Annotated in this window: 23 protein-coding genes and 1 pseudogene; 21 read left to right on the top strand and 3 right to left on the bottom strand. The window is 63.6% G+C overall.

Features of this window, described 5'->3' with window-relative positions:
* Positions 1–34: 34 nt before the first annotated feature.
* Positions 35–335: pseudogene (locus tag OW521_RS01355) on the bottom strand (GntR family transcriptional regulator); the annotation flags it as partial.
* A 33-nt stretch (positions 336–368) separates the two neighbouring features.
* Positions 369–1,400 carry an MBL fold metallo-hydrolase gene (locus tag OW521_RS01350; RefSeq protein ID WP_268022289.1) on the bottom strand — a complete coding sequence of 344 codons (1,032 nt, stop codon included), beginning with the start codon at positions 1,398–1,400 and terminating at the stop codon, positions 369–371.
* Positions 1,401–1,534: 134 nt separating this feature from the next.
* On the opposite strand from OW521_RS01350, the gene OW521_RS01345 reads away from it, so the two are divergent.
* From OW521_RS01345 to OW521_RS01315, 7 genes are all read left to right on the top strand, one after another.
* Positions 1,535–2,653, top strand: coding sequence for an amidohydrolase family protein (locus tag OW521_RS01345; RefSeq protein WP_268022287.1), 1,119 nt, complete (start codon positions 1,535–1,537; stop codon positions 2,651–2,653).
* Positions 2,654–2,683: 30 nt separating this feature from the next.
* Entirely contained in the window at positions 2,684–3,697 is a 1,014-nt protein-coding gene (locus OW521_RS01340) for an amidohydrolase family protein (protein WP_268022286.1), read from the top strand.
* Positions 3,694–4,176: a Rieske (2Fe-2S) protein gene (locus OW521_RS01335; protein WP_268022284.1), complete on the top strand. Its 483-nt coding sequence runs from the start codon at positions 3,694–3,696 to the stop codon at positions 4,174–4,176. The genes OW521_RS01340 and OW521_RS01335 overlap by 4 nt, the downstream gene beginning before the upstream one ends.
* A 57-nt stretch (positions 4,177–4,233) precedes the next feature.
* Positions 4,234–5,031, top strand: coding sequence for an HpcH/HpaI aldolase/citrate lyase family protein (locus OW521_RS01330; protein ID WP_268022282.1), 798 nt, complete (start codon positions 4,234–4,236; stop codon positions 5,029–5,031).
* Positions 5,028–5,558 (top strand): MaoC family dehydratase, encoded by a 531-nt coding sequence (locus tag OW521_RS01325; RefSeq protein WP_268022280.1) that lies wholly within the window; start codon positions 5,028–5,030, stop codon positions 5,556–5,558. The genes OW521_RS01330 and OW521_RS01325 overlap by 4 nt, the downstream gene beginning before the upstream one ends.
* A gap of 62 nt (positions 5,559–5,620) precedes the next feature.
* The gene (locus OW521_RS01320) at positions 5,621–6,823 is read left to right on the top strand and encodes a CaiB/BaiF CoA transferase family protein (protein ID WP_268022278.1); all 1,203 of its coding nucleotides are present in this window, start codon (positions 5,621–5,623) and stop codon (positions 6,821–6,823) included.
* A gap of 91 nt (positions 6,824–6,914) precedes the next feature.
* Positions 6,915–7,784 (top strand): SDR family NAD(P)-dependent oxidoreductase, encoded by an 870-nt coding sequence (locus OW521_RS01315; protein WP_268022276.1) that lies wholly within the window; start codon positions 6,915–6,917, stop codon positions 7,782–7,784.
* A gap of 294 nt (positions 7,785–8,078) precedes the next feature.
* Here OW521_RS01315 and OW521_RS01310 read toward each other — a convergent pair whose 3' ends face one another.
* The gene (locus tag OW521_RS01310) at positions 8,079–9,443 is read right to left on the bottom strand and encodes an MmgE/PrpD family protein (RefSeq protein WP_268022274.1); all 1,365 of its coding nucleotides are present in this window, start codon (positions 9,441–9,443) and stop codon (positions 8,079–8,081) included.
* A gap of 289 nt (positions 9,444–9,732) precedes the next feature.
* Here OW521_RS01310 and OW521_RS01305 point away from each other — a divergent pair, with 289 nt between their 5' ends.
* The 14 genes from OW521_RS01305 (at position 9,733) to OW521_RS01240 (ending at position 23,808) form a co-directional block, all read left to right on the top strand.
* Positions 9,733–10,509, top strand: coding sequence for an enoyl-CoA hydratase/isomerase family protein (locus tag OW521_RS01305; protein ID WP_268022272.1), 777 nt, complete (start codon positions 9,733–9,735; stop codon positions 10,507–10,509).
* Entirely contained in the window at positions 10,506–11,609 is a 1,104-nt protein-coding gene (locus tag OW521_RS01300) for a Gfo/Idh/MocA family protein (protein ID WP_268022270.1), read from the top strand. Before OW521_RS01305 ends, OW521_RS01300 begins: the two co-directional genes overlap by 4 nt.
* Before the next feature lie 94 nt (positions 11,610–11,703).
* On the top strand, positions 11,704–12,555 hold the full coding sequence (locus OW521_RS01295; protein WP_268022229.1) for an alpha/beta fold hydrolase: 852 nt from the start codon (positions 11,704–11,706) through the stop codon (positions 12,553–12,555).
* Entirely contained in the window at positions 12,552–13,454 is a 903-nt protein-coding gene (locus OW521_RS01290; RefSeq protein ID WP_268022268.1) for an HpcH/HpaI aldolase/citrate lyase family protein, read from the top strand. Before OW521_RS01295 ends, OW521_RS01290 begins: the two co-directional genes overlap by 4 nt.
* 15 nt (positions 13,455–13,469) lie before the next feature.
* A complete protein-coding gene (locus OW521_RS01285) occupies positions 13,470–14,303 on the top strand; it encodes an SDR family NAD(P)-dependent oxidoreductase (RefSeq protein ID WP_268022266.1) in 834 nt (277 codons plus the stop codon).
* A gap of 364 nt (positions 14,304–14,667) precedes the next feature.
* On the top strand, positions 14,668–15,849 hold the full coding sequence (locus OW521_RS01280) for a sugar ABC transporter substrate-binding protein (protein ID WP_268022264.1): 1,182 nt from the start codon (positions 14,668–14,670) through the stop codon (positions 15,847–15,849).
* 58 nt (positions 15,850–15,907) lie between these two features.
* On the top strand, positions 15,908–17,458 hold the full coding sequence (locus tag OW521_RS01275; RefSeq protein WP_268022262.1) for a sugar ABC transporter ATP-binding protein: 1,551 nt from the start codon (positions 15,908–15,910) through the stop codon (positions 17,456–17,458).
* Positions 17,455–18,546, top strand: a complete 1,092-nt coding sequence (locus OW521_RS01270) for an ABC transporter permease (RefSeq protein WP_268022260.1) — start codon at positions 17,455–17,457, stop codon at positions 18,544–18,546. The genes OW521_RS01275 and OW521_RS01270 overlap by 4 nt, the downstream gene beginning before the upstream one ends.
* A 3-nt stretch (positions 18,547–18,549) precedes the next feature.
* Positions 18,550–19,764 carry an NAD(P)/FAD-dependent oxidoreductase gene (locus OW521_RS01265; protein WP_268022258.1) on the top strand — a complete coding sequence of 405 codons (1,215 nt, stop codon included), beginning with the start codon at positions 18,550–18,552 and terminating at the stop codon, positions 19,762–19,764.
* Entirely contained in the window at positions 19,761–20,540 is a 780-nt protein-coding gene (locus OW521_RS01260; RefSeq protein WP_268022256.1) for an SDR family NAD(P)-dependent oxidoreductase, read from the top strand. The genes OW521_RS01265 and OW521_RS01260 overlap by 4 nt, the downstream gene beginning before the upstream one ends.
* A 22-nt stretch (positions 20,541–20,562) precedes the next feature.
* Positions 20,563–21,771, top strand: coding sequence for a cytochrome P450 (locus OW521_RS01255; RefSeq protein WP_268022254.1), 1,209 nt, complete (start codon positions 20,563–20,565; stop codon positions 21,769–21,771).
* A gap of 56 nt (positions 21,772–21,827) precedes the next feature.
* On the top strand, positions 21,828–22,040 hold the full coding sequence (locus tag OW521_RS01250) for a ferredoxin (RefSeq protein WP_234754914.1): 213 nt from the start codon (positions 21,828–21,830) through the stop codon (positions 22,038–22,040).
* 1 nt (position 22,041) lies between these two features.
* The gene (locus tag OW521_RS01245) at positions 22,042–22,584 is read left to right on the top strand and encodes an HtaA domain-containing protein (RefSeq protein WP_268022251.1); all 543 of its coding nucleotides are present in this window, start codon (positions 22,042–22,044) and stop codon (positions 22,582–22,584) included.
* 18 nt (positions 22,585–22,602) lie between these two features.
* Positions 22,603–23,808 carry an MFS transporter gene (locus OW521_RS01240; protein WP_268022250.1) on the top strand — a complete coding sequence of 402 codons (1,206 nt, stop codon included), beginning with the start codon at positions 22,603–22,605 and terminating at the stop codon, positions 23,806–23,808.
* Positions 23,809–23,815 lie beyond the last annotated feature (7 nt).

Raw genomic sequence — 23,815 nt, 5'->3', positions numbered from 1 at the left:
ACAATCGCCAGCTGAAAATGTACGCGCTGTCGCGGAGCATCTCCGGGGCCCGGAGGAGCTCGGCATAGAGCTGCTCGAACACCGGGCGTTCACCGCGCACGGCGGCGAGGGCGGCAGCCTTGCCGTCCAGGGTTTCGCGCAGCTCGAAGAGTTCGTCGATGTCCGTCCAGGGAGATATCGTTGACGACGACGCCGCGGCCGCCTGCCGCCGTCGTCGGCCCTTCCGCGCTGAGCCGGCTCAGCGCCTCCCGGACGGGTGTGCGGGACACGCCCGGGCGTTCGGATTGTTCCACTTCGGCGAGGACGGTGCCGGGGGCGAGCCGCCATTCAATGATGTCCTCCCGCCGCCGACCCCTACACGAAGGGCGTCAACGAAGCGCACCCAGGCGTGGCTCTGTCACAGGCACGTTGATTTCATGGCCTTGTGAGCGCAGGTACACCACGTGGCTGGCAGTTTCGGAGACCGCCAGGCGCAGCGAGACGGCCTGCAGGGAGTCCCAGCCACGGGACCACGTCAAGTGGCGGGCGATGTCCCATACGGTTTCGGCCCGGTGCCTGTCGAGCACTCTCAGCACCTCGGCGGAGCGTTCGCGGTTATGTTTCACTAGCTCTGCCACCCGCCGCTGCATGCCGCTGAACCGGTACTCGTGCGCAGGGCAGACCTCCATCTCGTCCTCGAACGCGATCAGGTCCAGTGAATCGTAATAGTCCGCAAGCGGGTTAGGCGGCCCTGGCAGTTCCAGGGCTATCTGCGGGGAGATGCGCGGCAGGACATGGTCCCCGCTGAAAATCAGGCTATGCGTCTCGTCGACCATGCAAATATGCCCTGGTGAATGGCCGGGAGTCGTGACCACCTTCAGGTCGAGCCCCCTGCCGGGCACCAGGCTGCCGTCTGTCAGCCGCAGATCCGGATCCGCGAGGTCCTGCAAATGGACGAGGGTGGGTTTGTCCATGGCCACTTCAGACAGCCTGCCTGCTGGAACGCCCCACAAAGTCATCTTCTCGCGGTCGTTGTGCAGGACAAGGTCAAGATCCTCGCAGGCGCTGAGCCGGCGCACTTCCAGGTCGCCTAGTGCAACCCAGGCTCCCGAGGCCGCCCGCAGGCGGGCTGCCATTCCCAGATGGTCCGAGTGATAGTGGGTGACCACAATGCCGGTCAGGTCGCTGAGGCCAAGGCCTGCCAGCCGCAGACCGGCATCACTGTCCCAGCCCGGATCGATCAGCACCACGTCACCGTCCCCCACGAGCAGGTAACTCACGGTATAGCGCATCGGACTACCTGGGAACGGAACCGGGACGGACCACACGTCCTCACAGATCTGTTCCACGGGAGGCAGCACCTTGTTCTGCCACGCTTCTTTTTGGGCGTGACCGGTGAAGGTAATCGACGGCAGGCTCATCAGTTCCTTCTTTCAGATAGCGAGCATGATCCCCACACGAGACCGTTCGCCGTTGGACGAGCACCTCAGATGATTGCAATTCCCTACCATTTGAATATAATCATGATCATAGACTAATCACGGAGGTTGAGATCATGACAACGGCGTTGAATCCACCCGGCAGGGATCCCATCGTGGACTGTGATGTGCATCCGATGGCGCGCACCACCGAAGACTTCTATGCGTATTTGACGGCGGATTGGCGTCGACACTTCGAGGAGCGTGGCGTACGTACCTACGCCCGGGCACGCGACCGGTACAACCATCCTGCCGACACGCAGCGGCTGGACGCCTACCCCGCCGACGGGGGTCCCGCGGGGTCAGACCCGGAACTCGTCATTGAACGGCACCTGGACCCGTACGGCATCACTACGGCGCTCCTGCTCCCGCAACAGCCGTACGGCACCACCGCGTGGGGTGACATTGATGCCGCGAACGCCTTTGTCAACGCCACCAATGACTACTTCGTTGAGACCTGGATCAACCGTGACCCCCGCTTCGGCCTCGCCATCACCGTTTCACCGCACGATCCTGCCCAGGCCGCAGCGGAAATCCGACGCCATGCAGGTACGCCTGGTGTTGTCGCCGTGCAGCTGCTCGTCATGGAGCGGATGCTGGGGGATTCCTGGTACAACCCGATTTACGAGGCGGCCGTCGAAGCCGGGCTGCCCATCGCCGTCCACCAGAGTGGGTCCGAGGGCTGCTACACGTTCTCCCAGGGACCTGCAGGCGGCGTGCCGCGGTCTTATGGTGAGCGGCACTCGGTGCTCACCCAGGTCGGTGCGGCCAACGTCGCCGACCTCATCGTCAATGGAACGTTTGAGATGTTCCCCAGCCTCAAGGTGATCTTTGTGGAATGGGGCTTCAGCTGGCTGCCTTCTTTGATGAACCGCCTCGACCTCTTTTGGGAGCGCGACCCGGGTGCCGCGCTGCGGATCCAGAAGAAGCCGAGCGAGTACATTCGCGAACACATCACGTTCACCACCCAGCCTCTCGATGAGGTTGAGACCCAGGCTGAACTGGATGCCCTCTTCTCGCCCGCCGGCGTCTCGGACGTGTTGCTCTTCAGCTCCGACTATCCCCACTACGACACCGACGACCCCTTCTTCGTATTGCACAACAAAATCCCCGAAAGGTTGCGTCGCGCCGTGTGCTACGAAAACGCACTCGGTGTGTTCGGCGACAAGATCTTCCGTACCGCGGTCACGCTCTGAGCCATGACATTGCAGGAAAGACAGTTAACCATGATCATCGACACTGACAGGCACGTCGCCGTCACTGACTACCGCGACGTGCTCGCGTACTTGGACAAGTCCTGGCAAAAGCACTTCGAACGCAAAGAGTTCCTTGGCTCCGTGACCGAGGCGAGCAATCACATACGCGTGTCTAGCAGGTTCGGCGACGAACCCGTCTCTGCCGCCGCACTGCCCGGGGCGGACAAGGTTCTCCTGATGCCACACCAGGCGCTCACCGTGAACGGGTGGGCCGACGGAGTCGCCGCCACCGAGTTCCTGTCCGGCTTCAACTCATTAGCCCGCGACAACTGGTCCTCGGGCAACAACGTGCCAGTCATCGTTGTTCAGCCAGGGGATCCGGGGTGGTCTGCGGCAGAAATCCGGCGCCGGGCCGCCGAGCACGTATTTGGTGCCATCGCTCTCCCGCTCGGGGCCGGCCTGCTTGGAACCAAGCACTACGACCCGATCTACCAGGCGGCTGCCGAGACCGGACTCGCCATCATCGTGCATTTCAGCGGTGTCGAGGGCCTTTACGCCGGTGCCCAGCCGCTTGGCGGAGGCGTCCATTACAGCGCCCTCAGCCGTCAGGTGCTCATGCCGCAGCTGGCTGAATCCAATATCACCAGTCTCGCTTTCGAGGGCACCTTTGAGAAATTCCCCACCGTCCGGTTCCTCTTCTCAGGTTTCGGTTTCGGCTGGCTGCCATCGTTGCTGTGGCGGATCGACCGCGAATGGCGCACGTTCCGCTACGACGTTCCATGGGTGAAACATGCACCCAGCAAGTATGTCCTCGAGCAGGTCTGGCTGAACACCTGGCCCCTGAAAGAAGCGACTATGGACCGCGACTGGGAGCGCCACTTCACCACCGACGCGCTCCGGAGCCGCATCGTGTTCGGCTCGCACAGTCCTTTCGACGGGGATGCTCCCGGGGACGTCATCAAGCAGCTAGGCCCGGACGATGGCGCCCTCGTTCTCGCCAACGGGGCTGCCCTGCTCCACCGCGTTGAAGCGGTGACGTCATGAGCGAATCCCAGCCCGTCACGCTCGACGCCGTGCGTCGAACGGACCCGGTCGCCGGCCCCCCGGTAGACGACTTCGAGTACGTGTGCGAGTACGACGACATGGTCCTGGATGAGTTCCGGAGCGTCGAGATCGGCGGCCGCGAGGTGTGCGTGGTGCGCACCCTCGCCGGGGTCTTCGCGATCGGTTCGAAGTGCCCGCACCAGGCCGCCAACATGTGTGATGGCGCCATCAAAGGCACGATGGAGCCGTCGGAGCGCAACGAGTACCGTTTCGCCCAGGAGGGCGAGGTCGTCACCTGCCCCTGGCATGGATACGAGTTCAGCCTGCGAACGGGTGCCAGCGTGGGCGGTGCGCTCAAAGGCCGACTCGGCGCCTACCAGATTGATGTCCGCGACGGCTCAGTGTATTGCAGTCCCCGCCGTGTCCGCCCGGAGAGGCCCGCGCGCCCGGAGCGTCCAGCCCGAAGGGCCGGGGAGTAAATCATGCGCGAGGGTCTGTGCACGCTACTATTCGTCCCCGCCGACGACAGACGAAAGGTGAACAAGGCACTCGAGAGCGGCGCCGACGCCGTCGTCCTCGACCTCGAAGACGCGATCGCACCCCAAGCGAAAAGTGACGCCCGTCGTTGCACCCGCGAGATCCTGGACGCCCGCACCAAAGGCGGTCCGGCGATCATCGTCCGGATCAACGCACCCGACACGGCCTGGGGTGTCTCCGACCTGGAAGTGCTCAGCGGCGCCGCCCTGGACGCCATCATGGTCCCGAAAGCGACCCGGCGCATGCTGGGCCTCCTGCCTCGGGCGTGCCCACCGGTCATCGGGCTGGTCGAGACTGCCGAGGGTGTGGAGGAGGCGCCCGGTGTCGCCGCCGACCCTCGCGTCGTACGCCTCATGCTCGGTTCGGCCGACCTTGCGGCCGACGTCGGGAGCGAGCTGCGCGCCGACGAACTCGACCTGCTCTACCCCCGGTCGCGGGTGGCGATGGCCTCGGCTGCCGCAGGGATTGAGGGGCCAATCGACGTCGTGCATCTGGACGTGACTGACGACGACGGACTTGTTGCGGCCTCGACGCGGTCACGCAGCCTGGGCTTCACCGCGAAAGCCTGCATCCACCCCCGGCAACTCGGCGCCGTCAAGGACGCCTTCACCCCGGGTGAGGAGGACATTGTGCACGCCCTCGCCGTTGTCGAGGCGTACGAGCAGGCCCAGAGAAACGGCAGTGGTGTCGCGACGGTGGGAACGAAGTTTGTCGACCTACCAGTACTGCGCAGGGCTCAGCGCACCCTGACCATCTCGGGCATCCCCGCCCGTCCACTTACTAAGGAGAACCTATGAGCACCGACACCGTCATGGCACCCAAACAGTGGCGCGGACGTTTCTTTGAAGACATGGAGGTGGGAGACGTCTACCGGAGCCGTCTGGGGCGCACCATCGAGCAGACAGACAACACGTGGTTCACCCTGCTCACCATGAACACCAACCAGGTGCACTTCAACAATGAGTTCGCCGCGAAGACGGAGTTCAAGGCCCCGCTCGTCAACTCGTGCCTGACCCTGTCGATCGTGGTGGGGCTCTCGGTGGCAGACACGAGCGAGAACGCCATGGCGAACCTCGCCTGGGACAAGATCTCCATGCCCAATCCTGTGTTCGCCGGCGACACCCTGTGGGCCGAAAGCGAAGTGACCTCCAAACGCGAATCGAAGTCGCGCCCGAATCAAGGCATCATCGGAATCCGCACCCGGGGCATCAACCAGCACGGCCAGACCGTCGTCGAATACCAGCGCACCTTCATGATGTATCGCAAGCATGCCCCCCAGGCGGTCGAGCAGTTTCCCGAACCGACCTCGGAATGGAACGTCTAGCCACGACACCAATGCCGGCGCACCGACGCACCGGCCACAAACAACAAGGAGCAGCACTCACTATGTCTCAAATCGATAAGCGCGCGCTCAGCGGCCTGAAAGTCGTCGAGTTCGCCCACGTCATCGCCGGCCCCCTCGCCGGAACACTTCTCGCCGACCTGGGCGCGGACATCGTGCACGTCGAGGATCCGGGGCGCGGGGACCCGCAGCGCAACGCCGGACCAGCCAAAGACGGCGTGCACCTGTGGTGGAAGGTGGCGGCCCGCAACAAACGCTCGGTCACCCTCAACCTGCGTACCGAGGAAGGCCGGGACCTCGCACGCAAACTGGCGGCATGGGCGGACGTCGTCATCTGCAACTTCCGCGTGGAAACCCTGGAGAAGTGGGAGCTTGACTTCACCTCGCTTAACAAGATCAACCCCAAGCTGATCATGCTGCAGGTCACCGGCTTCGGAAACTCGTCTTCCAAGCGGAACTCGCCCGGTTTCGGCAAAGTGGGCGAGGCGATGAGCGGGGTGGTCAACATCACCGGATTCCCCGACGGACCCCCGGTGCACACGGGCTTCTCCCACGGCGACTCCGTCACCGGGTTGATGGGCGCCTACGCGATTCTGGCCGCTGCCTACCGCAAGAACAACGACCCGGACTTCCAGGGTGAGTGGATCGACCTCGCGCTCTACGACGGACTCTTCCGCCTGGTCGAATGGCAGGTCATCTTCTACGACCAGCTCGGCGAGAACCCGACGCGGGCCGGCAACCAGCTCGCGGCCGCCCCGGCCGCCGTCATCAATACCTACATGACAAAGGACGACCGCTGGATTACGGTCACCTCGGGCACGCCCCGGTCGGTGCAGAACGTGGCCACCTTAGTGGGCGAACCCCTGGAGGACTACGCCACCCCGGCTATGCAGGTGCAGCACCGTGAGCGGCTCGACGAGTTGGTGCGCCAGTGGATCAAGGCGCACACCCTCGCCGAGTGTGTTGCCGAGATGGACCGTCTCGAAGTCGTCGCCTCCCCGATCTACACGGTCGAGGACATCCTCAAGGACGAAACTTACCGGGAACGCGAGAACGTGATTGAGATCGAGGACCCCGACCTCGGCCCCGTGCGAATGCAGAATGTTTTCCCACGCCTCACCAACCACACCGGCAAGGTATGGCGGACCGCACCCTCGCTGGGTGAGCACAACGACAGTTTCTACGCCGAGGATCTCGGCATCAGCCCGGACGGCATCGCAGAACTGCGCGCGGCCGGCACCATCTAACAGATCCACTGCGCTGCCGGTGACGGCGTCACCGGTAGCGAAGTGGATCTTCCGATTACATTCATTGCATTGAACTCAAAGGAGAGCCCGAATGAACACCACCGGCCAGACACCGCACAGCGATAGCCTCGAGATTCCCGAATTGCCGGGGGACCGACGACTAGAGGGGCGAACAGCGATCGTCACTGGAGCGGGTTCGGCCGGAACCATGGGCGGCACCGGGTCGGACATCGCTCTGTTGTTGGCATCGCAGGGGGCGAACGTCGTTGTACTGGACGTCTCGGAAGACCGGGCACGACACACGCTCGAAGCCATCGAGCGAATCGGTGGGCGCGCCTACGTCCATACTGCAGACATCACCGTCAAGGCGAACTGCGAAGCGGTGGCGGCCCGTGCCCTCGACGAGTTCGGCGGAATCGACATCCTGGTCAACAATGCAGCCATTGCGCCCGGTGAGCAGGAGAACCTCGAGTCGATGTGGGATGCCATCATCGCCCTCAACCTGAAGGCCCCCAAGCTCATGTCTGACGCCGTGCTTCCGCACATGAAGGCGGCCGGCGGCGGCTCCATCATCCACATTTCGTCAATCGCCGGCTTTCGAGCCGGGGGCGGCATCGGCTACTCGGCGGCGAAGGGCGGTCTGATTGCCATGGCCAAGGCGCAGGCATTCGAGTACGGCCAAAGCGCGATACGGGTCAACACCGTCGCACCCGGGCATGTCGCGATTCCCATGGGTCTGGGGTTCAAAGGCTGGGATGGAGGAGGTACGGACCGCATGCGATCCCGACGCGCGAAGGCCACCATGCTCGGCACAGAAGGCACAGGCTGGGACGTCGCTTTCGCAGTTCTCTATCTGGCCAGCGACGAGTCACGGTATGTGACAGGGCACACGATCCCGGTCGACGGCGGCACGACTGCGACGATGCCGATTATGTTGGCCGCGCAAATCGAGTCCGCGTAGGTCACCGACAGTGTGAGGAAATCGTTGATGAGTTGCCGCCGAGCAAAAGTCGGCCCTGTCACTGTGCCCGGTGAGCGCCATCGGCCTCATTCCTGACACGGACTGAGCTTGGCCAGACGGTCGTCAGGGGACGATATCGACCGTCCCCTGATGCCTCCGGAGGAGTACATTCAGGGGTTGAATCGATGCCTGAGATGGAAGGCCCCGGAAGGTCAGAGACCTTCCGGGGCCTTTTGATGGCTGCAGATCTAGAGGCGTTTCCACCAGCCAACCGGCGTCGACGGTCCGAACTTCTCAGCCGCGCAACGCGTTTGTGATAACTGCGGCGTCTGGGACTGAAGAGATGGAGCGGATGTCGCTCAGTATGCGTTCGGCCAACTCGGCGTTGAGAACCTTTCCGGCTCGTTCGAGGAAGAGTTCATCAATGCGGCCCGAGCCTGGCTGGAGGATTTCGGGGCGCCGGCCCGCGATTCGCAGCTCCCGCCCGTCGTCGAGCAGGGCTACGATTTCGACGGCGTCCGCTTCGTTTTGACGCAGGCTCACCAAGGCTGCCAGGTCGGCCGCCTGGGCATCCGCGCCTGCCTCGTTGAAGTAGCGGGGATCGGTAACCGGTCGGCCAAGCAGCGCTGCGGCGAGCGTGAAACGTGCGGACATCTGACGTTGCAGCATGGTTTCGAAGGGTCCTTCTGCGCCTACCCCAGCGCTACCGGTGCCGTTGGCCGGGGTGTTAGGCCGGGAAAGCACCAACTCGCGGATCGTCGCACCCGTTAGCGCCGGGGCCAATTCGCCGGCCAGTTCAAGGGTTTCCTGATTCTGCAAGCAGACGGCAAACTTCTTGCTGCCCAGGCGCGTGATGGCCGGCTCCTCGGAGCGGAGGCCCAGACCCGCGACGGTTGGCTGTTCACCCGCATACACTGCGAAGAAGCCGTATGGACCCTCCAGCGCATTCGGACTTGCCGCGGCGCCGGCCATCGCGAGCTTAGCGGCAAGCAAGCCGTTTCTCGCACCAAGACCGGCATGGGCAAGGGGCTCAATGGTGCCGCTAACAAAGCCCTGATTGCTGCCCGCCGCGGAGTTGCTGGCGATGCTCAAAGCCGTGGCAAGCTGATTGGCGTCTGCGCCGAAAATGTACGCCGCGGCCGTCGCTGCACCGAATGGACCCATGATCCCGCTGGGGCGGTACTTACGGGCGCTCAAGCCGCCCGGAACGATCTCCCCGAGGATACTGACGGCCTCGTAGCCTGCGATCACGCCGCGAGCGAAGCGCTCACCGCTTACGCCAGCCGCATCAACGGCCGCCAAGGCAGCCGGAATGATGTAGGTGCCTGGGTGGCTTCCCTCTACGTAACCGCCGGGACCGCAATCTTCCTGCAAGCACGAGTGTGCGGCAATGGCGTTGACGAAGGCCGCTGCCGCGGGGGAGAGCCGGTTGCGCCGACCCAATACCGTGGAGGCGCCCGATTCGGAGGAGACGGCTCGTAAACCCGCAGCAAAGGCCTCGAACTCGGTCCCGGTCAGCGCCACCCCGATACCGTGCAAAAGCCGGTCACTGACGGCGGTGGACAGGGAGGTGTCGAGGGAGCTGTCCGCGACGTCGAGGACAGCCTCTGCGACTTGGCCCGACAGGCCGGTACGGGTGAGAGAGTGGGGCATGGTCATATTCGGCTCCTATGCATTTGCCAGCCGGCATCGATGTCGAGAATATGGAATCAAAACCGTCTAATGATGACTATGAATATAATCAAGGGTAGCAGTTTGGGTGGCTGATGCCTATATTGGGATTGATGGACCGGGCTTTCGGGGCAAGTCGGCCAGGCCCAGATGTCCGCGTGCATACCCGGGGCTGTGTCGAAGGCCAAATCGCCCCGTCGGTACGCCCCGACCGCGAGGGCATCTTCATGGCGAGAAGTGATGTTGCGCCACTCATTTTCATAGAAAGGAAGGGTCGATGACCTTCGAACACCCGCACTGGGAACGAATCAGCATCACTCACGACAATGGCGTCACCGAAATGCGGTTTCACACAAACGGCGGATCCTTCGTCTGGGATGCCCAGGCCCACACTGAGCTCACCGAGGCTTTCGATTGGGTCGGCAAGAACCATGCCACGAAGGTGCTCATCCTGACGGGCACCGGCGATGTGTACTGCACTGAGCTGGATGTGACGAGTTTTACCCGCCACAGCTGGGACTACATCTGGTGGGAGGGGCGCCGGATGTTGCGGAACCTGAACGACGTCGAAATCCCGATCATCGGGGCCGTGAACGGCCCGGCCCTCATCCATTCCGAGATCCCCGTGATGGGCGACATCGTCCTCGCTGCCGAGCACGCCGAGTTTGCCGACAAGGCACACTTTCCCCTGCGTGACACCATCCCGGGCGACGGGGTGAACCTGGTGTGGGGTGAACTGCTCGGGCCCACCCGCGTCAAGTACTGGCTGCTCACCGGGTCCGTGATCGGCGCCGAGGAGGGAAAGCAGATCGGGTTCATCAACGAGGTACTGCCCGCAGAGAAGCTCATGGACCGTGCCTGGGAGATTGCCAGGGATCTGGCGCGCCGAGACGTGGCGATGCTGCGCTACGCAAAGGCCGCGGCCTCGATCGGGTTCCGGCGCAATTTCAACGAGGGCCTCAGCCATGGTCTCGGTGTTGAGGGCAGCGGTCACTGGTATATGGGTGGGCTGAAGGCCGGCCAGCTGTCGGGTCACGAAACGCCCCGTCCGTGACTGGCGACCTCGGTGTCGGAATTGTCGGTGCCAGCATCAGCGGCGGATGGGCCCTGGAATCGCACATTCCAGCCGTTCTGGCGACACCTGGAGTGGCGCTTCGCGCGGTGTCAACAACGCGACGAGCTACTGCGGACGCCTCGGCCCAACGATTTGGTGCACGACGCGCCCATACAAGTGCCGCCGCTCTCGCGGCTGACACCGACGTCGGCCTCGTAACTGTCGCTGTGAAAGTCACAAAGCACTTTGAGTCCGTCACGGCCGCCCTGGCAGCCCGGAAGGACGTCTACTGCGAGTGGCCTCTCGGGGTGAATACCCAGCAAGCCAAGATCCTGCGGGATCACGCGGTGCTGGCCGGCGTCCGCCACATCATCGGCCTGCAGGCGCGGCAGCAACCCGCAGTTCGGCTACTTCGCGAGTTGGTCGACGGGGGCCGAGTCGGCCGCGTGCTGGCCGTGCATGTCTTGTCAGCCGGCATGGGTCATGGCGCGCCGGTGCTGGCGCCCGGCAAGGAGTGGGTTGCCGATGAGCGAAACGGGCTGTCGGCGCTGACCGTGCGTGCCGCGCACACCCTTGATGCCGTGGAGTTCGCGGTCGGGCGGCTCGCCGGGATATTGGCGAAGGTTGGCGTGGCCACGCCGAAGGTGGCGATCGAAGGCGAGAATCGTTGGATAACCAAGACCGCGGCCGACCAGGTGGCCATCCAAGGAGCGCTCGCAGGCGGGGCGACATTGTCTGGACTGTTTGTTCTGGGTGTGCATGCGACCGGGATGCCCCTGATGACGGTCTATGGCTCGGAGGGCACACTGGAGATTGTGCCGGATAGCCCCGACGGCCAGATACAGATGGCACGGTTGAGCCTGGTCGAGACGCGCAGTTCGGGGGAGCGGTCTGTCCTGCCGGCCCCCGAGGAACCGCCTGGCGCTGACGGCGATCCGCTGGCCGGGCCCGCTGCCAGCGTGCGGCGGATGTACCGGGCGATAGCGGCCGGGACCTCAGATGGTGACGTCCCCGACTTCGACGACGCGGTGCGGTTGCACGAGCTGCTTGACGTCATCCGGCGTGCTGCCGCCACGAGGTGTTGGCAGGGTGTGGTTTGAAGGGGTGACAAATATCCGATTCATACATATAGTTAGGATGGAATTGCTGGTCTGCCGGGCGTGTTGAGCCCGGACCAACTCAAAGAGGAGCATTGTGACTGCGCACGAGTATCAAGAGGGCCGGGCCAGGGTCAACGGCCTGGACATCCATTACCTGGAGTGGGGCAAGCGCGGCAACCAGCCGCTGGTGATGGTGCATGGTTTGAACGTCACCGCCCACACCTGGGATCCGATCGCGCGCCGTCTTGCCGAGAAGTACCACGTCATTGCCCCGGACCTGCGCGGTCACGGGGAGAGCAGCTGGTCCCCGCAGGGCTACGCGGTGCGGGCGTTCGCCGGCGATGTCACCGGCCTGCTTGAGCAGATGGGCATCGGACCCTATTACCTTGTCGGGCACTCCAACGGGGTGCGCGTCTCGATCGCGATCGCGGGGGAGAACCCCGGGCAGGTGCGGCGGATGGCGTTATCGGATGCGGGGCCGGCGACCAGCGTGGAGGGTGCGCGGTTCATGCGGGACTTCATCCAGCGCAACACGAACCTGCGCGGTTTCCGTGACGAGAACGAGGTGCGCGAGTTCTACGTGGGGCAGCACCCGGAGTGGGTCGAGGAGTTCATCGACCTGCATGTGAAGTACCAGGTGCGTCGGAACTGGGCGGGCAAGCTGGTGCCCAGGGCCGACCCGGACCTGCAGTGGATCACCGGCTCGGTGAGCCTGCCCGACGGCGAGTACCTGTGGGAGATGTCGGCGAAGGCGGCCATGCCGACCCTGTACATGATCGGGCGCACCAGCAACGTCCTGGACCAGCCCATCATCGACCGTCTTCAGCAGGTCATGCCCGACGTGCGGGTCGAATGGTTCGAGACCGGCCATTACATCCCCCGCGAGCAGCCCAAACAGTTCACCGACTCCCTCCTGGACTTCTTCGCGGAAGGCGACCAACCATGAGTACAACCTCCACAGACCTGACCGCACGCACACCGCGCCAGGAATATGCCAGCATGATCAGCCTCATCGAGGTCCCAGTGCTCAACGAGAAGTATTGGTCCAAGGTTCCGGAGGTCGCGGCCGACGGAATCATGCTCGACCTCGAAGACTCTGCTACCCCCGAAAACAAGGAGCGGGTACGCGAACGGGTCATCGAAGTGCTCGCAGACATCGACTACTTCGGCGGGCGCCGCATCATAGTCCGCAGCAACAACATCGGCTCGCCCTGGGGGCGGGCCGACCTGGAGGCACTCGCCGCCGTCGACGCGGATATCGTCATCTCCTACCCGAAGGTCGAAACGGTCGAGGAGCTCGACGAGGTCGTTGCGATCATGCGTGGCGCAGGCAGGGTTCACCCGCTTCATGTGATGATCGAAACCGCCCGCGCGCTTATTGAGCTCGACCGCATCGCGGCGCACCCGGCCGTCGTCGGCCTGCACTTCGGATACGTCGACCTCGCCGCCGACATCGGCTCACGGCCCTTCGATGCCGACGGCATGCTCTCGTCGCTGACCAGCGGGTATGCACGCGCGAAGATCGCCACCGCAGCTGCCGCCTACGGGCTGTGGGCAACCGGAGGCTCGCTGATCCCCGAGTACAAGGACCTCGAGAAGGTCCGCGCATTTATCCAGACGTGGTCCGATCTCGGCTTCACCGCCTGCATTGCGGTCTCGCCCGCCCACCTGCCCATCATCAATGAAGTCATGCGCCCCTCGGCCGCCGAGGTGGATCGGGCGCGCCAGGTGTGCGACGTGTACGAAGAGACCGTGGCAAGGGGTGAGCCGGCTGCTGTGCTCAACGGCCGGGTCATCACGTTGCCCGATTACAGGGTGGCCAGGCTCGTCCTCGAACGCGCATAAAGCGGGGCGCGAAGCGTGACGGAGAACTTCCAAAGCCGTGTGGCGGTGGTCACCGGTGCCGGCCGCGGACTCGGTGAAGCCGTGGTCGACCGCTTGGTCGGAGCGGGTGCGCGGGTCGTCGTCGTGGACCGTGAAGGAGACGACGCCGCCGCGGTCGCGGGGCGCTATGGCAGCCGGGCAATCAGCGTGCAAGCGGATGTCTCCACAGAGGCGGGCGTCGAGCGCTACATCGCAGCGGGCCTGGATGCCTTCGACCGCATCGACATGCATCACCTGAATGTGGGCATCGTCGGCAGTCCGGCGCGCCTTGTCGATCTCAGCCTGGACGACTTCCGTCGCGTGATGGAGGTGAATGTCGTCAGCACCTTCCTCGGTATTCGCGCCGCGCTTCGCCAGTTCGAGTCGCAGGGCGGCGGCGGAACGGTCCTCGCTACCTGTTCCATTAGCGGGACACACGGTAGTCACGACATCATCCCTTACCAGGCGTCCAAGGGAGCCGTTCTGTCTCTGCTGCGCGGTTCGGCGATGTACGGTGCGCCGATCGGCGTGGGTGTCAACGGGATTGCCCCTGGGCTCATCGCCACACAGCAGGCTTTTGACGGCGTCGTCATCGATGCCGTCCAAGAGAATCTGCTCCGCCGTGGTGGCACCGTGCCACTGCGCCGCGCGGGCCACCCCGGCGAAATCGCAGACGCCGCAGCATTCCTGCTCTCCGACCGGTCCAGCTATATCACGGGACAGCTCCTTTACGTCGACGGCGGTGCGTCCCAGGTCTGCAGCGTCCGGGGGACCGGCGGAGCGGGAGCGTGGGATACCGCGCCGATTGATGACTACGTTTGCGGTCGCTGACCGAGGGCGGGACGCGTTGCCTTGTATGAGGATCGGGGGCGGGTGCGAGAGCATCCGCCCCCGATCCCTTTGGAGCTGAGCTGCAAGGCATCCTGGCGATTCGAGACCGGGGACGAGTCGAGGCGGGACCCGGATCTGGCGCAGCTTGGTGGGCTGGCCGGCACCGCCGTATCACGCATTCCCGGTCCTGTATCTGCTCACAAAAGGTCCGTGACGTAGCTCATATAAAACCAGTGACGCAATTCATATTCATGTGTATAGTTGTCACAGTAGGTATGAATGTGATGGTCTCAGGAGGCCACCACTCCGCCCAATCAACCATAGGGTCAACGCAGTTGTTGACGCCCGAACGACGGAGTTCGCAATGGACAAAGAACTGAAACGCGCAGCTGGCTTCCCAGTCAATACCCGGGTGGGAAGCAGCCCCTTCCGCAAGCTCACGTTGGGCATTGCGGTTGCCGCCTCGGCACTGCTTATGGCTGGATGTGCAACGGCTGGCGGTGCCCCAGACGCAAAGGGTGCCACCACCGCAGACCTGGCCGCAGCCAAGACGATCGCCGACGCACACGTGGCAGCGCCCACGACCCTGAACCAGAGCATTCCGCTCAAAGGGACTTTGCCTGCACACGGGAAGATCATCTACCTGAACAGCGGCCTTCCGGCGACGACGCTTATGGTTGATGCCGCACACAAGGCCATCGATGCCATCGGCTGGACCTTCGAAGAGCTCGCCTACCAGGGCTCGAACCCCGCTACCCTACGCTCCGCGTTGCTGACCGCCCTCGCGAAGGGCCCCAAGGCCGTCCTGATAAGCGGCGATCCCGTCTCCGCGTACGGTGAAGACGTCATTCAGCAGTACAAGGACGCCGGCATCCCCCTCATCGTCGGTTCAGTGTGCCCGCTCCAGCCCCTTGGCAGCATCGTTCAAGGCGCGGTCGGCTGTGACGCAGAAGCAGCCGCCGGGAAGACGCTGGCCGACTGGTTCATCGCTGACTCCAAGGGCGTGGGCCAGGTGCTGTTCGAGAACATCCCAGCCATCCCCTCCCTTGAGGCTTTCGTGAAGGCCTTCAAGCAGGAGGTCACTGACAAGTGCGCCGCGTGCGGCGTGCAGATTCTCGAATCCACGCTGACGCAGGTCAGCCAAAACCAGGTCGTCCCGACGGTCGTGAATACCCTTCGGTCAAAGCCCGACATCAACTACGTCTTCTTCGACAACGCACAGTTCTCCAAGGGGATCACAGCCGCGCTCAAGGCGGCCGGCCTGAACGGACAGGTCAAGATCGGGGGCCGTTCAATGGATCAGGGCGCCCAGGGCGGACTCATGGACGGTTCCCAGGTCGCCTGGACCGCCTTTTCCTACCCTGTTGCGGGCTACTCCCAGGTTGATGCCGCCCTGCGCGCCATCACCCACAGCGACGGTCTCGACAAGGTCTCCGTCCTGCCCTTCCAGCTGGTCACCCAGGAAAGCGTCAAAGGCACCAGCGTTCCCTACAACTACCCGACGGGCGCCCTGGAGCAATACCTGAAACTGTGGGGCGTCAAGTAGCACCCGGCACGCAAGCCAAGCCCAGAACATTTGACCGAAGGAAAAGAAGGGACTCTCCATGACAGCGCCAACAGCGGTGATGCCTCCTGCGATCTCGATCGCGCGTGTGTCGAAGACTTTCGGACCAAGGACGGTGCTCCACCCGCTCGAACTGAACCTGGTCCCCGGAGAGATCCACGCGCTGCTGGGTCAGAACGGTTCGGGCAAATCGACGCTCATCAAGGTCCTCGGTGGCTATCACGCCCCGGACCCGGGTCGCGGGGAGGTCTTGATCGCCGGAAAGCCCCTGGACTTTGGTTCCACGAAGAGCGCGCATGAACTCGGGCTCCGAATCGTCCACCAGGACCTCGGGCTCGTCGCTGAAAGCACTGTGCTTGACAACCTGGCCATCGGGGCGGGCTTTCCGACGAGGTTCGGCACGATTCGTCGTGCGCAGTCGCGTCGGGAAGCGATTGAGGCCCTCGCAGCGGTCGGGCTGGACATCAGCCCGGCCAAGCGGGTCGCAGAGCTCTCTGCCGCTCAGCGAACGGGCGTCGCCGTCGCTCGCGCCCTGAGCCGGCACGGCGGTAAGGTGACTGTCCTCATTCTCGACGAACCCACGGCCACGCTTCCGGCACGAGAGGTGGCCCACCTTCATGAGATGGTCAAGAAGGCGGCCTCGCAAGGTGTGGCCATACTCTATGTGACCCACCACCTTGACGAGGTCTTCCGCCTCGCCGATCGGGTGAGCGTGCTGCGCGACGGTCATGTGGTGTTCACCAGGGACGTGGCGGAAGCCCCGCGTGAGGACATCATCCACGCACTCGTCGGTGGAACTGTCGAGCCCGTACGGCGCGAGAGCATCGACGTTCCTTCGGGAGGCGGCCAGCCTGTTCTGAAGGTATCGGGGCTACGCGGGGATGCACTCGAAGGGGTGGATTTCGAGGTGCGGCCGGGCGAGATCGTCGGCGTTTACGGCTTGACCGGTTCGGGCAGGGAATCGCTTCTTGGCACCATCTTCGGGGCGAGGGAACGCGAGGGCGGTGACGTTCGCGTCGATGGGGTCCTGCTTGCCGCCCGGCCCTCGTCGGCGATCAAGAAAGGAGTTGCCTATCTCGCTCCCGATCGCAAGCGCGGTGGCGGCCTGATGGAAATGACGGCGTGCGAGAACCTCACCCTGCCGGCCATGAAGAAGTTTTTCCGGGGCGGTCATCTGCGGATCAAGGCCGAACTCGCCGAATCCAGTCAGTGGATGGACCGGCTCGCGGTCCGGCCGGCGGGAGCCGTGAAGGCTCCGCTGGCAAGCTTCAGCGGTGGTAACCAGCAGAAGATCCTGATCGGCAAGTGGATGCGCATCTCACCGCGCGTCATGCTCCTGGACGAACCGACGCAGGGAGTGGATGTGGGCGCGAAGGCTCAACTGCACCGTCACATCATCGATGCCAGCGATGCCGGCGCCGCCGTTGTCATCAGTTCCACGGACGCAGAAGAGATTGCCACCGTGTGCGATCGCGTCCTCATTATCCGGTCAGGGGTGATCACCGAACAGCTCACCGGAAGTGACATTTCGGTGGCCGAACTCGATCGCAGAGTTCTCCGTTCCAATGAATCAAAGGTTGAAACCTCATGAAAGTGACAGGAAGAAAGTTCTCGCCCGGCTTGGACAGGTTCAGCGGCCTCTACCTTTGGGGTCTGTTCGTCGTGCTGTTCTCGTTCATGGCGCCGCGCACGTTCCCCACCATGAACACGGTCCATCTTCTGGCCTCCACAGAGGCAATCGCGGCCATCGTGGCGCTGGCATTGCTGGTGCCCATGGTCACCGGCCAGTTCGATCTGTCCATCGGGGCCATTGCGAACTTCTCCGGCATCCTCGCCGTCATTGTGCAGACAAACGGTCTGCTCGACCCGGTCGGGGCAATCCTCCTGGGGACTGCGGTGGGAACCGCGATCGGCATGCTGAACGGTCTGATAGTGGTGAAGCTGAAGATCGACTCGTTCATTGCCACCTTGGCCATGGGATCGATTCTGGAGGCATTCCTGGTGATCGTGACCAATAACCGGGAGCCGCTGCCGGTTGACAATGAATTCTTTACCGGTCTGACCCAAACGAGCATCTTCGGGTTCCAAGCGGTGTTCTTCTACATGATCGTCATCGCACTCATTGTCTGGTGGCTCCTTGAGCGCACCCCGGCGGGACGCTACATGCGTGCGACCGGCTTTGACCGTGAGGCGGCCCGGCTGTCGGGTGTCCAGGTCGACAAGTGGTCATTCCTCTCGCTGACGATCTCGGGGACGATTTGCGGGTTCGCCGGCGTGCTTTTCGTATCGCTGACCGGTCCCTCCCTCGGTTTCGGGCCCTCCCTGCTGCTCCCCGCCTTCGCGGCCGTGTTCCTCGGATCCACCCAGCTGGTACCGGGCCGGCACAACGTCTGGGGGACAGTGCTCGCCATCTTCGTGCTGGCCACCGGCGTACAGGGCCTGCAGCTGGTTTCGGGAGCGCAATGGGTCGCCTCGATGTTCAACGGAGTTGCACTGATCGCGGCCGTTGGCCTGGCTGTCGTCCGCCGCAAGAAGCTGTCACGGCCGAAAAAGGAGAAGTCGAAGGGCAAGAACCAAGGCGGCGGTTCCCTCTCGGCATCAACGCAACCAGCCGGCACGCAGGGCTCCCCATCTGCCCCGCCGGCCGGGCAAGTCTCCGAGAAAAGGGTTGAGGTCTAAGACATGAAAACAATCGTCATAGCCGGATCGTCAGTTGCGGGCCTGAGCGCTGCCCGCGAGCTCCGTCAGGGAGGTTTCGGCGGACGCCTCCTCACGGTTGACCGCGATCCCCACGTGCCGTACCGCCGCCCCGAGGTCTCGAAGGGACTTCTCTCCGGGGCGCTGCCCGCCGGGAAAGTCGCCATGGGGTGGGCGGACGAACTGCGCGCCGAACGCATCAGCGGGGGGTTGGAGGGCCTCGACCTGGAGCGGCGAACCGTTCGCGGCATACATGCCGACGGCCGGCCCTTCGCCGAGCAGTACGATGGCCTCGTGATTGCAACAGGCACAATGGCGCGCCCGTCACCGTTCGCCCAGCTCGGCGGTGTCCACTCCCTGCGCACCTGGGCGGACTCCCACAACATGCGTGGGGACCTGGCCGAGGCCCAGCGTGTCGTCATCGTGGGCGGCGGATTCATCGGACTTGAGGTTGCCTCCGTGGCACGCAAGCTGGGGAAGGAGGTCACCGTCATTGAACCAATGCAGGCACCCCTTGTTCACATTCTTGGGCAGACCTTCAGCGCCGCGCTACAGGCGAAGCATGAGAATGAGGGCGTTCGTTTCGTTCTCGGACAGACCGTCCGCGAGCTGGAAGGGCACGCGTCGGGATCGATCCGGCGGGTTCACCTCTCAAACGGCGATTCACTGGACGCCGATGTTGTGCTCGTTGCCATCGGATCTGTTCCCGCTGTTGACTGGCTTCTTGACAGCAATCTCGACGTCGAACGCGGTTTGGTTTGCGATACGACGTGCTCGGTAGCCGGCACGGAAGATGTCGTTGCCGCCGGTGATATCGCGCTATGGCATAACCCGCTCTACGAACGCCTCATGCGCGTCGAGCATTGGACGAACGCCGTCGAACAGGGCACCTATGCGGCCAAGCGGTTGCTTGGCACCCATGACGCCGGCGGTTTCGTCAGCGCACCCTACTTCTGGTCTGAACAGTACGGGAGCCGTATCCAGAGCATCGGATCCAACCTTGGGCATGACCAGGCCGTCGTCCTTGACGGTGATCCAGAGCGCCTTTTCGTTGCGTATCTGAAGGAGGGCAGGCTTCTGAGCGTTGCGGGAATGGCCGCTGGAGCGTCGATATTCCAGTTCCGGAATCTCGTGCTTGAACGAGCGCCCATCCATGATGTGACGGCTCATTTCGCTTCGCTCCGTCAGCCGGCCTCATGATGATGGCGCCTCATCCTGCCCTCGAAGGCACCGTCGCGCTGGTCACCGGCGCAGCCCAAGGCATCGGCTTGAGCATTGCAGCCGGTCTGCGCGCACAAGGGGCGCGTGTTGCCCTCATAGACATCCAAGACGAGCTGTTGGCAGACGCCGTCGCGAGCCTTGGCGGGGAAAGCCAGGATGTACGCCCCTACGCCGTCGATCTGGGCGACCTGAAGCAGGCCGCGGCGCTGCCCGACAGGGTCGCCGCGGACTTCGGCTCGCTTGACATCGTCGTCAACAACGCCGGACGCAGGGGAGTGCACTCCTTCGAGGACTACCCGCTCGACGATTGGCAGCGCACGCTCGACCTCAACCTGACCGCCCCGTTTCTCATCGCCCAGGGAGCGGTGCGCACCATGCTGAGCAGCGGTCGCGGCGGCTCGATCGTGAACGTCACCTCGGTGGCGGCCGACCTCGCCTTCAAGAACCGTTCCGCCTACAACGCATCCAAAGCGGGCCTCGTGATGCTCACGAAGTCGATAGCCGTCGAACTGGGGGGACGCGGCATCCGATGCAACGGCGTCGCGCCGGGGATTGTCGAAACACCTATTAACGCCGAATACCTGCGCACCGGACCCGAATCTGCGGCGATCATCGCGGGAACGCCAACCGGAAGCTGGGGACAACCGGAGGACGTGGCAGCTGCGGTCGTCTTCCTCTGTACGCCCGCGGCCCGCTTCATCAATGGAACGATCATCAATGCCGACGGCGGCTGGACCGCAGGCAAGGGCTACTGACCCATTCACGAAAGGAGCCGTCATGGCATCAACCAACGAGACATCGACGCTGCGGAAGTTCCCGTTCCAGAGGGACTGGCCGCTGAGCCAGCCCCCCGAAATGGCCGAAGTCCGCAAGATCGAGCCCATCAGCAAAGTGCAGCTTTGGGATGGTTCAACGGCGTGGCTGGCGACGCGATACGCCGACATCAAACAACTGCTCAATGACCGGGCACTGTCCTCGGACACCTTGCGCCCCGGATTTCCGCAATCGAGCGAAACGGCTGCTTCATTTCGAAAGGGCCAACGCGTATTTGCGCGCATGGACCCACCGCAACATGACGTACACCGCCTGATGCTGACCGCGGACTTCATGATTCGGCGCGTGCGGGGGTATCGCCCCTACCTGGACGCCATGATCGACGAAGTATTTGACGGCATGGAAAAATCGGGCGGTCCCGTCGACCTGGTTCAGACCTTGGCACTGCCTGTTCCGTCCCGCGTGATCACAAAATTGCTTGATCTGCCGCCCGAAGACAGTGATTTCTTCCTCGACCGCGTGCAGAAGGCGATGAGCCTGGACAGCACCCCGGAAGAGTCGCAGCAGGCGGGTGCCGACACTCTGGCCTACTTCGCCCGGGTCATTGAAGAGCGTTGGGACAGCGACGCCGATGACCTGATCAGCCGGCTGGTGCGCGGCAGAGTGCGCACGGGTGAGCTCACCCCGGAGGAACTGCAGCACATGTTGCACCTCATTCTCGTAGGTGGGTTCGACACTACCGCCAACATGATCGCGCTCGGCACCCTGCTCTTCCTGGAGAACCCGGACCAGATCAAGAAGTTGCGGGAGAACCCCGATCTGGTGCCGGCCGCCGTCGAAGAGCTGCTGCGTTACCTGAGCGTCGCCCACCACGTCGCGTACCGTCAGGCTGCGGAGGACACATCCATCGGAGGCTTCGACATCCGTGCGGGTGAGGGAGTGATCGCCCCCATTATGGCGGCCAATCATGACCCGGAGGCCTTCCCGGACCCTGAAAAGTTCGACATCACCCGCGATGCACGCGGGCATCTCGCCTTCGGTTACGGCGTGCACCAGTGCCTGGGTCAGCCACTGGCCCGTGTCGAGTTGCAGGCCGTATTCGCCAAGATCTTCGACCGGTTCCCGAACCTTCGACTAGTCGAAAAGGTCGAAAACCTAGAATTCCACAACTCCATCATTTACGGCGTCGAGTCAGTCCTCGTGGACTGGTAACCGAAGCCACATAGATGTCATACGGACATCCAACACATTCAGAGAGGACGCAAATCATGGCAAACAAGACAATTGAGGTGCTCCACGAGCGCTGCATGGGCGCAGGAAACTGCGTCGAAGTAGCGCCGGACTTCTTTGACCAAGACCCCATGGACGGTACGGTCATCCTGCTCCACCCACAGGTTGCGCCCGGCGACGAAGCGGTTGTCGAGAAGGCAGCCAACGTGTGCCCTGTTGCGGCAATCATCCTTCATTCTGCCGCGAGCTAACATGAACAACACTGCAGATGCGGGCACCGGCAAGCAGGACGGGATGGTCCGCGCCCACCCCCTCGTGCCCGCGTCTGCCGGCGCAATGCACTGGGGCGTCAAAGCCAGTTTCCTGAGTTACGTGAAGAACTCCGGTGGCAAGACGGCGATCGTCGTCCCGGCCGGTGTCACGGGTGAGGCGTTCACGTTTCCTCGAGCCGCCGGCGACCATTCGCCGGATACGGTCCGGTTCGCCGGCGGGGTGGCTTTCAGCGCCCACGGCGGCATGATGACTGTCATCCTGGCTGAACCGGCGATCGAGGCCAGCTCAGAGGGACTGTGGCTGACGATAGCCGATACCGCCGACATAACGGACGAGTCCCGGCGTCGTCGGATCGCCCGTTTGGTGCCGGCGAATTCCCCCGGGAAGCTCCCTGCCGGCTCGTCCACGTTCACTCCACTGCTCGCCTGGTCGGGCGTGGGACTCTTCGGGGACGTATATGCGGAAGGCACCGCTTTTGACCCTCTGGTCCTGATGGCCAAGGACCCCGTCAATGGCCCCTAAAAAGAAACCACGACCCCTGTGAAGTCGCGCGGCGATGCATCATCCCTCGCCCGCATCGTTGGGCTCGCGTTCCTCACGGTCGGAATCGGTACCCAGCTCGCCACACCTTTGCTTCCGAGCTATGGACGGCAGCTCGGACTGGGGGTCGCCGACCTTTCGGCGGTATATAGCGTCTTCCTGATCGCCCTCGTTCCGGTGCTCCTGGTTATGACCATTCACCGGATTCAGTCCCATCCGGTACTGCTCTTGTTCCTTGGCCTGATGGCCACGATGGCCGCGGACGTGGCCTATCTGACGGTCAGTCTTCCCGGGCTACTGGTAGGACGCGCCTTGAGCGGAATCAGCCTCGGCTTCGGTGCCGGCGCCGCGGCCACCCTCACCCTGGCCCTTATAGGTGAGCGCGGACGCACCATGGTCGCAACCGTCACCATTGTCGGAGCCCTGAGCGGCACCGGCGGTGCCGTCCTGGTAGCCGAATTCGCTCCCGACCCGCTAATCACCGGCTTCGGCGTCCATCTCGTCCTCGCCGCCGCGGCCGTTGCGATGGTGGGCGTGGGCCTGAGGCCGTCCCGGACTCGATCCCTACCCGTGGATGCCGGCAGAGTGTCAGAGACCGCGGAAGCGCCCGGCCCACCCCTGTGGATCGGTTACTTGCTCGGATCAATGGCCTTCACCGTTGGCGGCCTGGTCGTCGCACTAGTCCCACTCTCGGCCACGATCGCCTTTGAGTCGACATCGCTGGTTCTGGCGAACTCGGCCTCCATCAGCATGCTCGTTCTCGCCAACATCGGGCAGTACTCGCTGGCCCGAGCCTCCATGAGGTGGGCGACGGTCATCTCCGCGCTGTCGATCGCTGCAGGAGGCCTTGTGGCGGTGCTGGGACTCACAGTGGTGTCCCTTCCCCTTGTGATTGCGGGGTGTGGGATAGCGGGCATCGGACAGGGACTCGGCTATCGGACCGGGATGAGGATCGTGATGGCGGGATTGACCCCCAGACAGCAGGGGGTGGGGACATCCGTGTACTCCTGCGTCGCGTATGGAGCGTGCGCCATTCTCGTGTTCGGGTCCGGACTTGTTGTGAGATCGCTGGGCAATATCACCGGAATGTGGACAGTCCTTAGTGCCCTCGTCGTCCCAGCCGCAGTTCTGTGTTTTGGTGCGGGGCTGCAACGCATAAAGACCCAACCTCGGCGTGCCTCTTTGTACGCCGGGCAAATCGACTGAAAGGAAC

Source organism: Arthrobacter sp. MMS18-M83, from assembly GCF_026683955.1.
In the GTDB taxonomy this organism is placed as follows: Bacteria; Actinomycetota; Actinomycetes; order Actinomycetales; family Micrococcaceae; genus Arthrobacter.
The sequence above is the reverse complement of the archived record's forward strand: the minus strand, read 5'-3'. Positions and strand labels throughout refer to the sequence as shown.

Excerpts from the sequence above, each read along its gene's own strand:
- OW521_RS01350 (WP_268022289.1), bottom strand. The coding sequence starts at position 1,400 with ATGAGCCTGCCGTCGATTACCTTCACCGGTCACGCCCAAAAAGAAGCG.
- OW521_RS01345 (WP_268022287.1), top strand. The coding sequence starts at position 1,535 with ATGACAACGGCGTTGAATCCACCCGGCAGGGATCCCATCGTGGACTGT.
- OW521_RS01340 (WP_268022286.1), top strand. The coding sequence starts at position 2,684 with ATGATCATCGACACTGACAGGCACGTCGCCGTCACTGACTACCGCGAC.
- OW521_RS01335 (WP_268022284.1), top strand. The coding sequence starts at position 3,694 with ATGAGCGAATCCCAGCCCGTCACGCTCGACGCCGTGCGTCGAACGGAC.
- OW521_RS01325 (WP_268022280.1), top strand. The coding sequence starts at position 5,028 with ATGAGCACCGACACCGTCATGGCACCCAAACAGTGGCGCGGACGTTTC.
- OW521_RS01320 (WP_268022278.1), top strand. The coding sequence starts at position 5,621 with ATGTCTCAAATCGATAAGCGCGCGCTCAGCGGCCTGAAAGTCGTCGAG.
- OW521_RS01315 (WP_268022276.1), top strand. The coding sequence starts at position 6,915 with ATGAACACCACCGGCCAGACACCGCACAGCGATAGCCTCGAGATTCCC.
- OW521_RS01310 (WP_268022274.1), bottom strand. The coding sequence starts at position 9,443 with ATGACCATGCCCCACTCTCTCACCCGTACCGGCCTGTCGGGCCAAGTC.
- OW521_RS01305 (WP_268022272.1), top strand. The coding sequence starts at position 9,733 with ATGACCTTCGAACACCCGCACTGGGAACGAATCAGCATCACTCACGAC.
- OW521_RS01290 (WP_268022268.1), top strand. The coding sequence starts at position 12,552 with ATGAGTACAACCTCCACAGACCTGACCGCACGCACACCGCGCCAGGAA.
- OW521_RS01280 (WP_268022264.1), top strand. The coding sequence starts at position 14,668 with ATGGACAAAGAACTGAAACGCGCAGCTGGCTTCCCAGTCAATACCCGG.
- OW521_RS01275 (WP_268022262.1), top strand. The coding sequence starts at position 15,908 with ATGACAGCGCCAACAGCGGTGATGCCTCCTGCGATCTCGATCGCGCGT.
- OW521_RS01270 (WP_268022260.1), top strand. The coding sequence starts at position 17,455 with ATGAAAGTGACAGGAAGAAAGTTCTCGCCCGGCTTGGACAGGTTCAGC.
- OW521_RS01265 (WP_268022258.1), top strand. The coding sequence starts at position 18,550 with ATGAAAACAATCGTCATAGCCGGATCGTCAGTTGCGGGCCTGAGCGCT.
- OW521_RS01260 (WP_268022256.1), top strand. The coding sequence starts at position 19,761 with ATGATGATGGCGCCTCATCCTGCCCTCGAAGGCACCGTCGCGCTGGTC.
- OW521_RS01255 (WP_268022254.1), top strand. The coding sequence starts at position 20,563 with ATGGCATCAACCAACGAGACATCGACGCTGCGGAAGTTCCCGTTCCAG.
- OW521_RS01250 (WP_234754914.1), top strand. The coding sequence starts at position 21,828 with ATGGCAAACAAGACAATTGAGGTGCTCCACGAGCGCTGCATGGGCGCA.
- OW521_RS01245 (WP_268022251.1), top strand. The coding sequence starts at position 22,042 with ATGAACAACACTGCAGATGCGGGCACCGGCAAGCAGGACGGGATGGTC.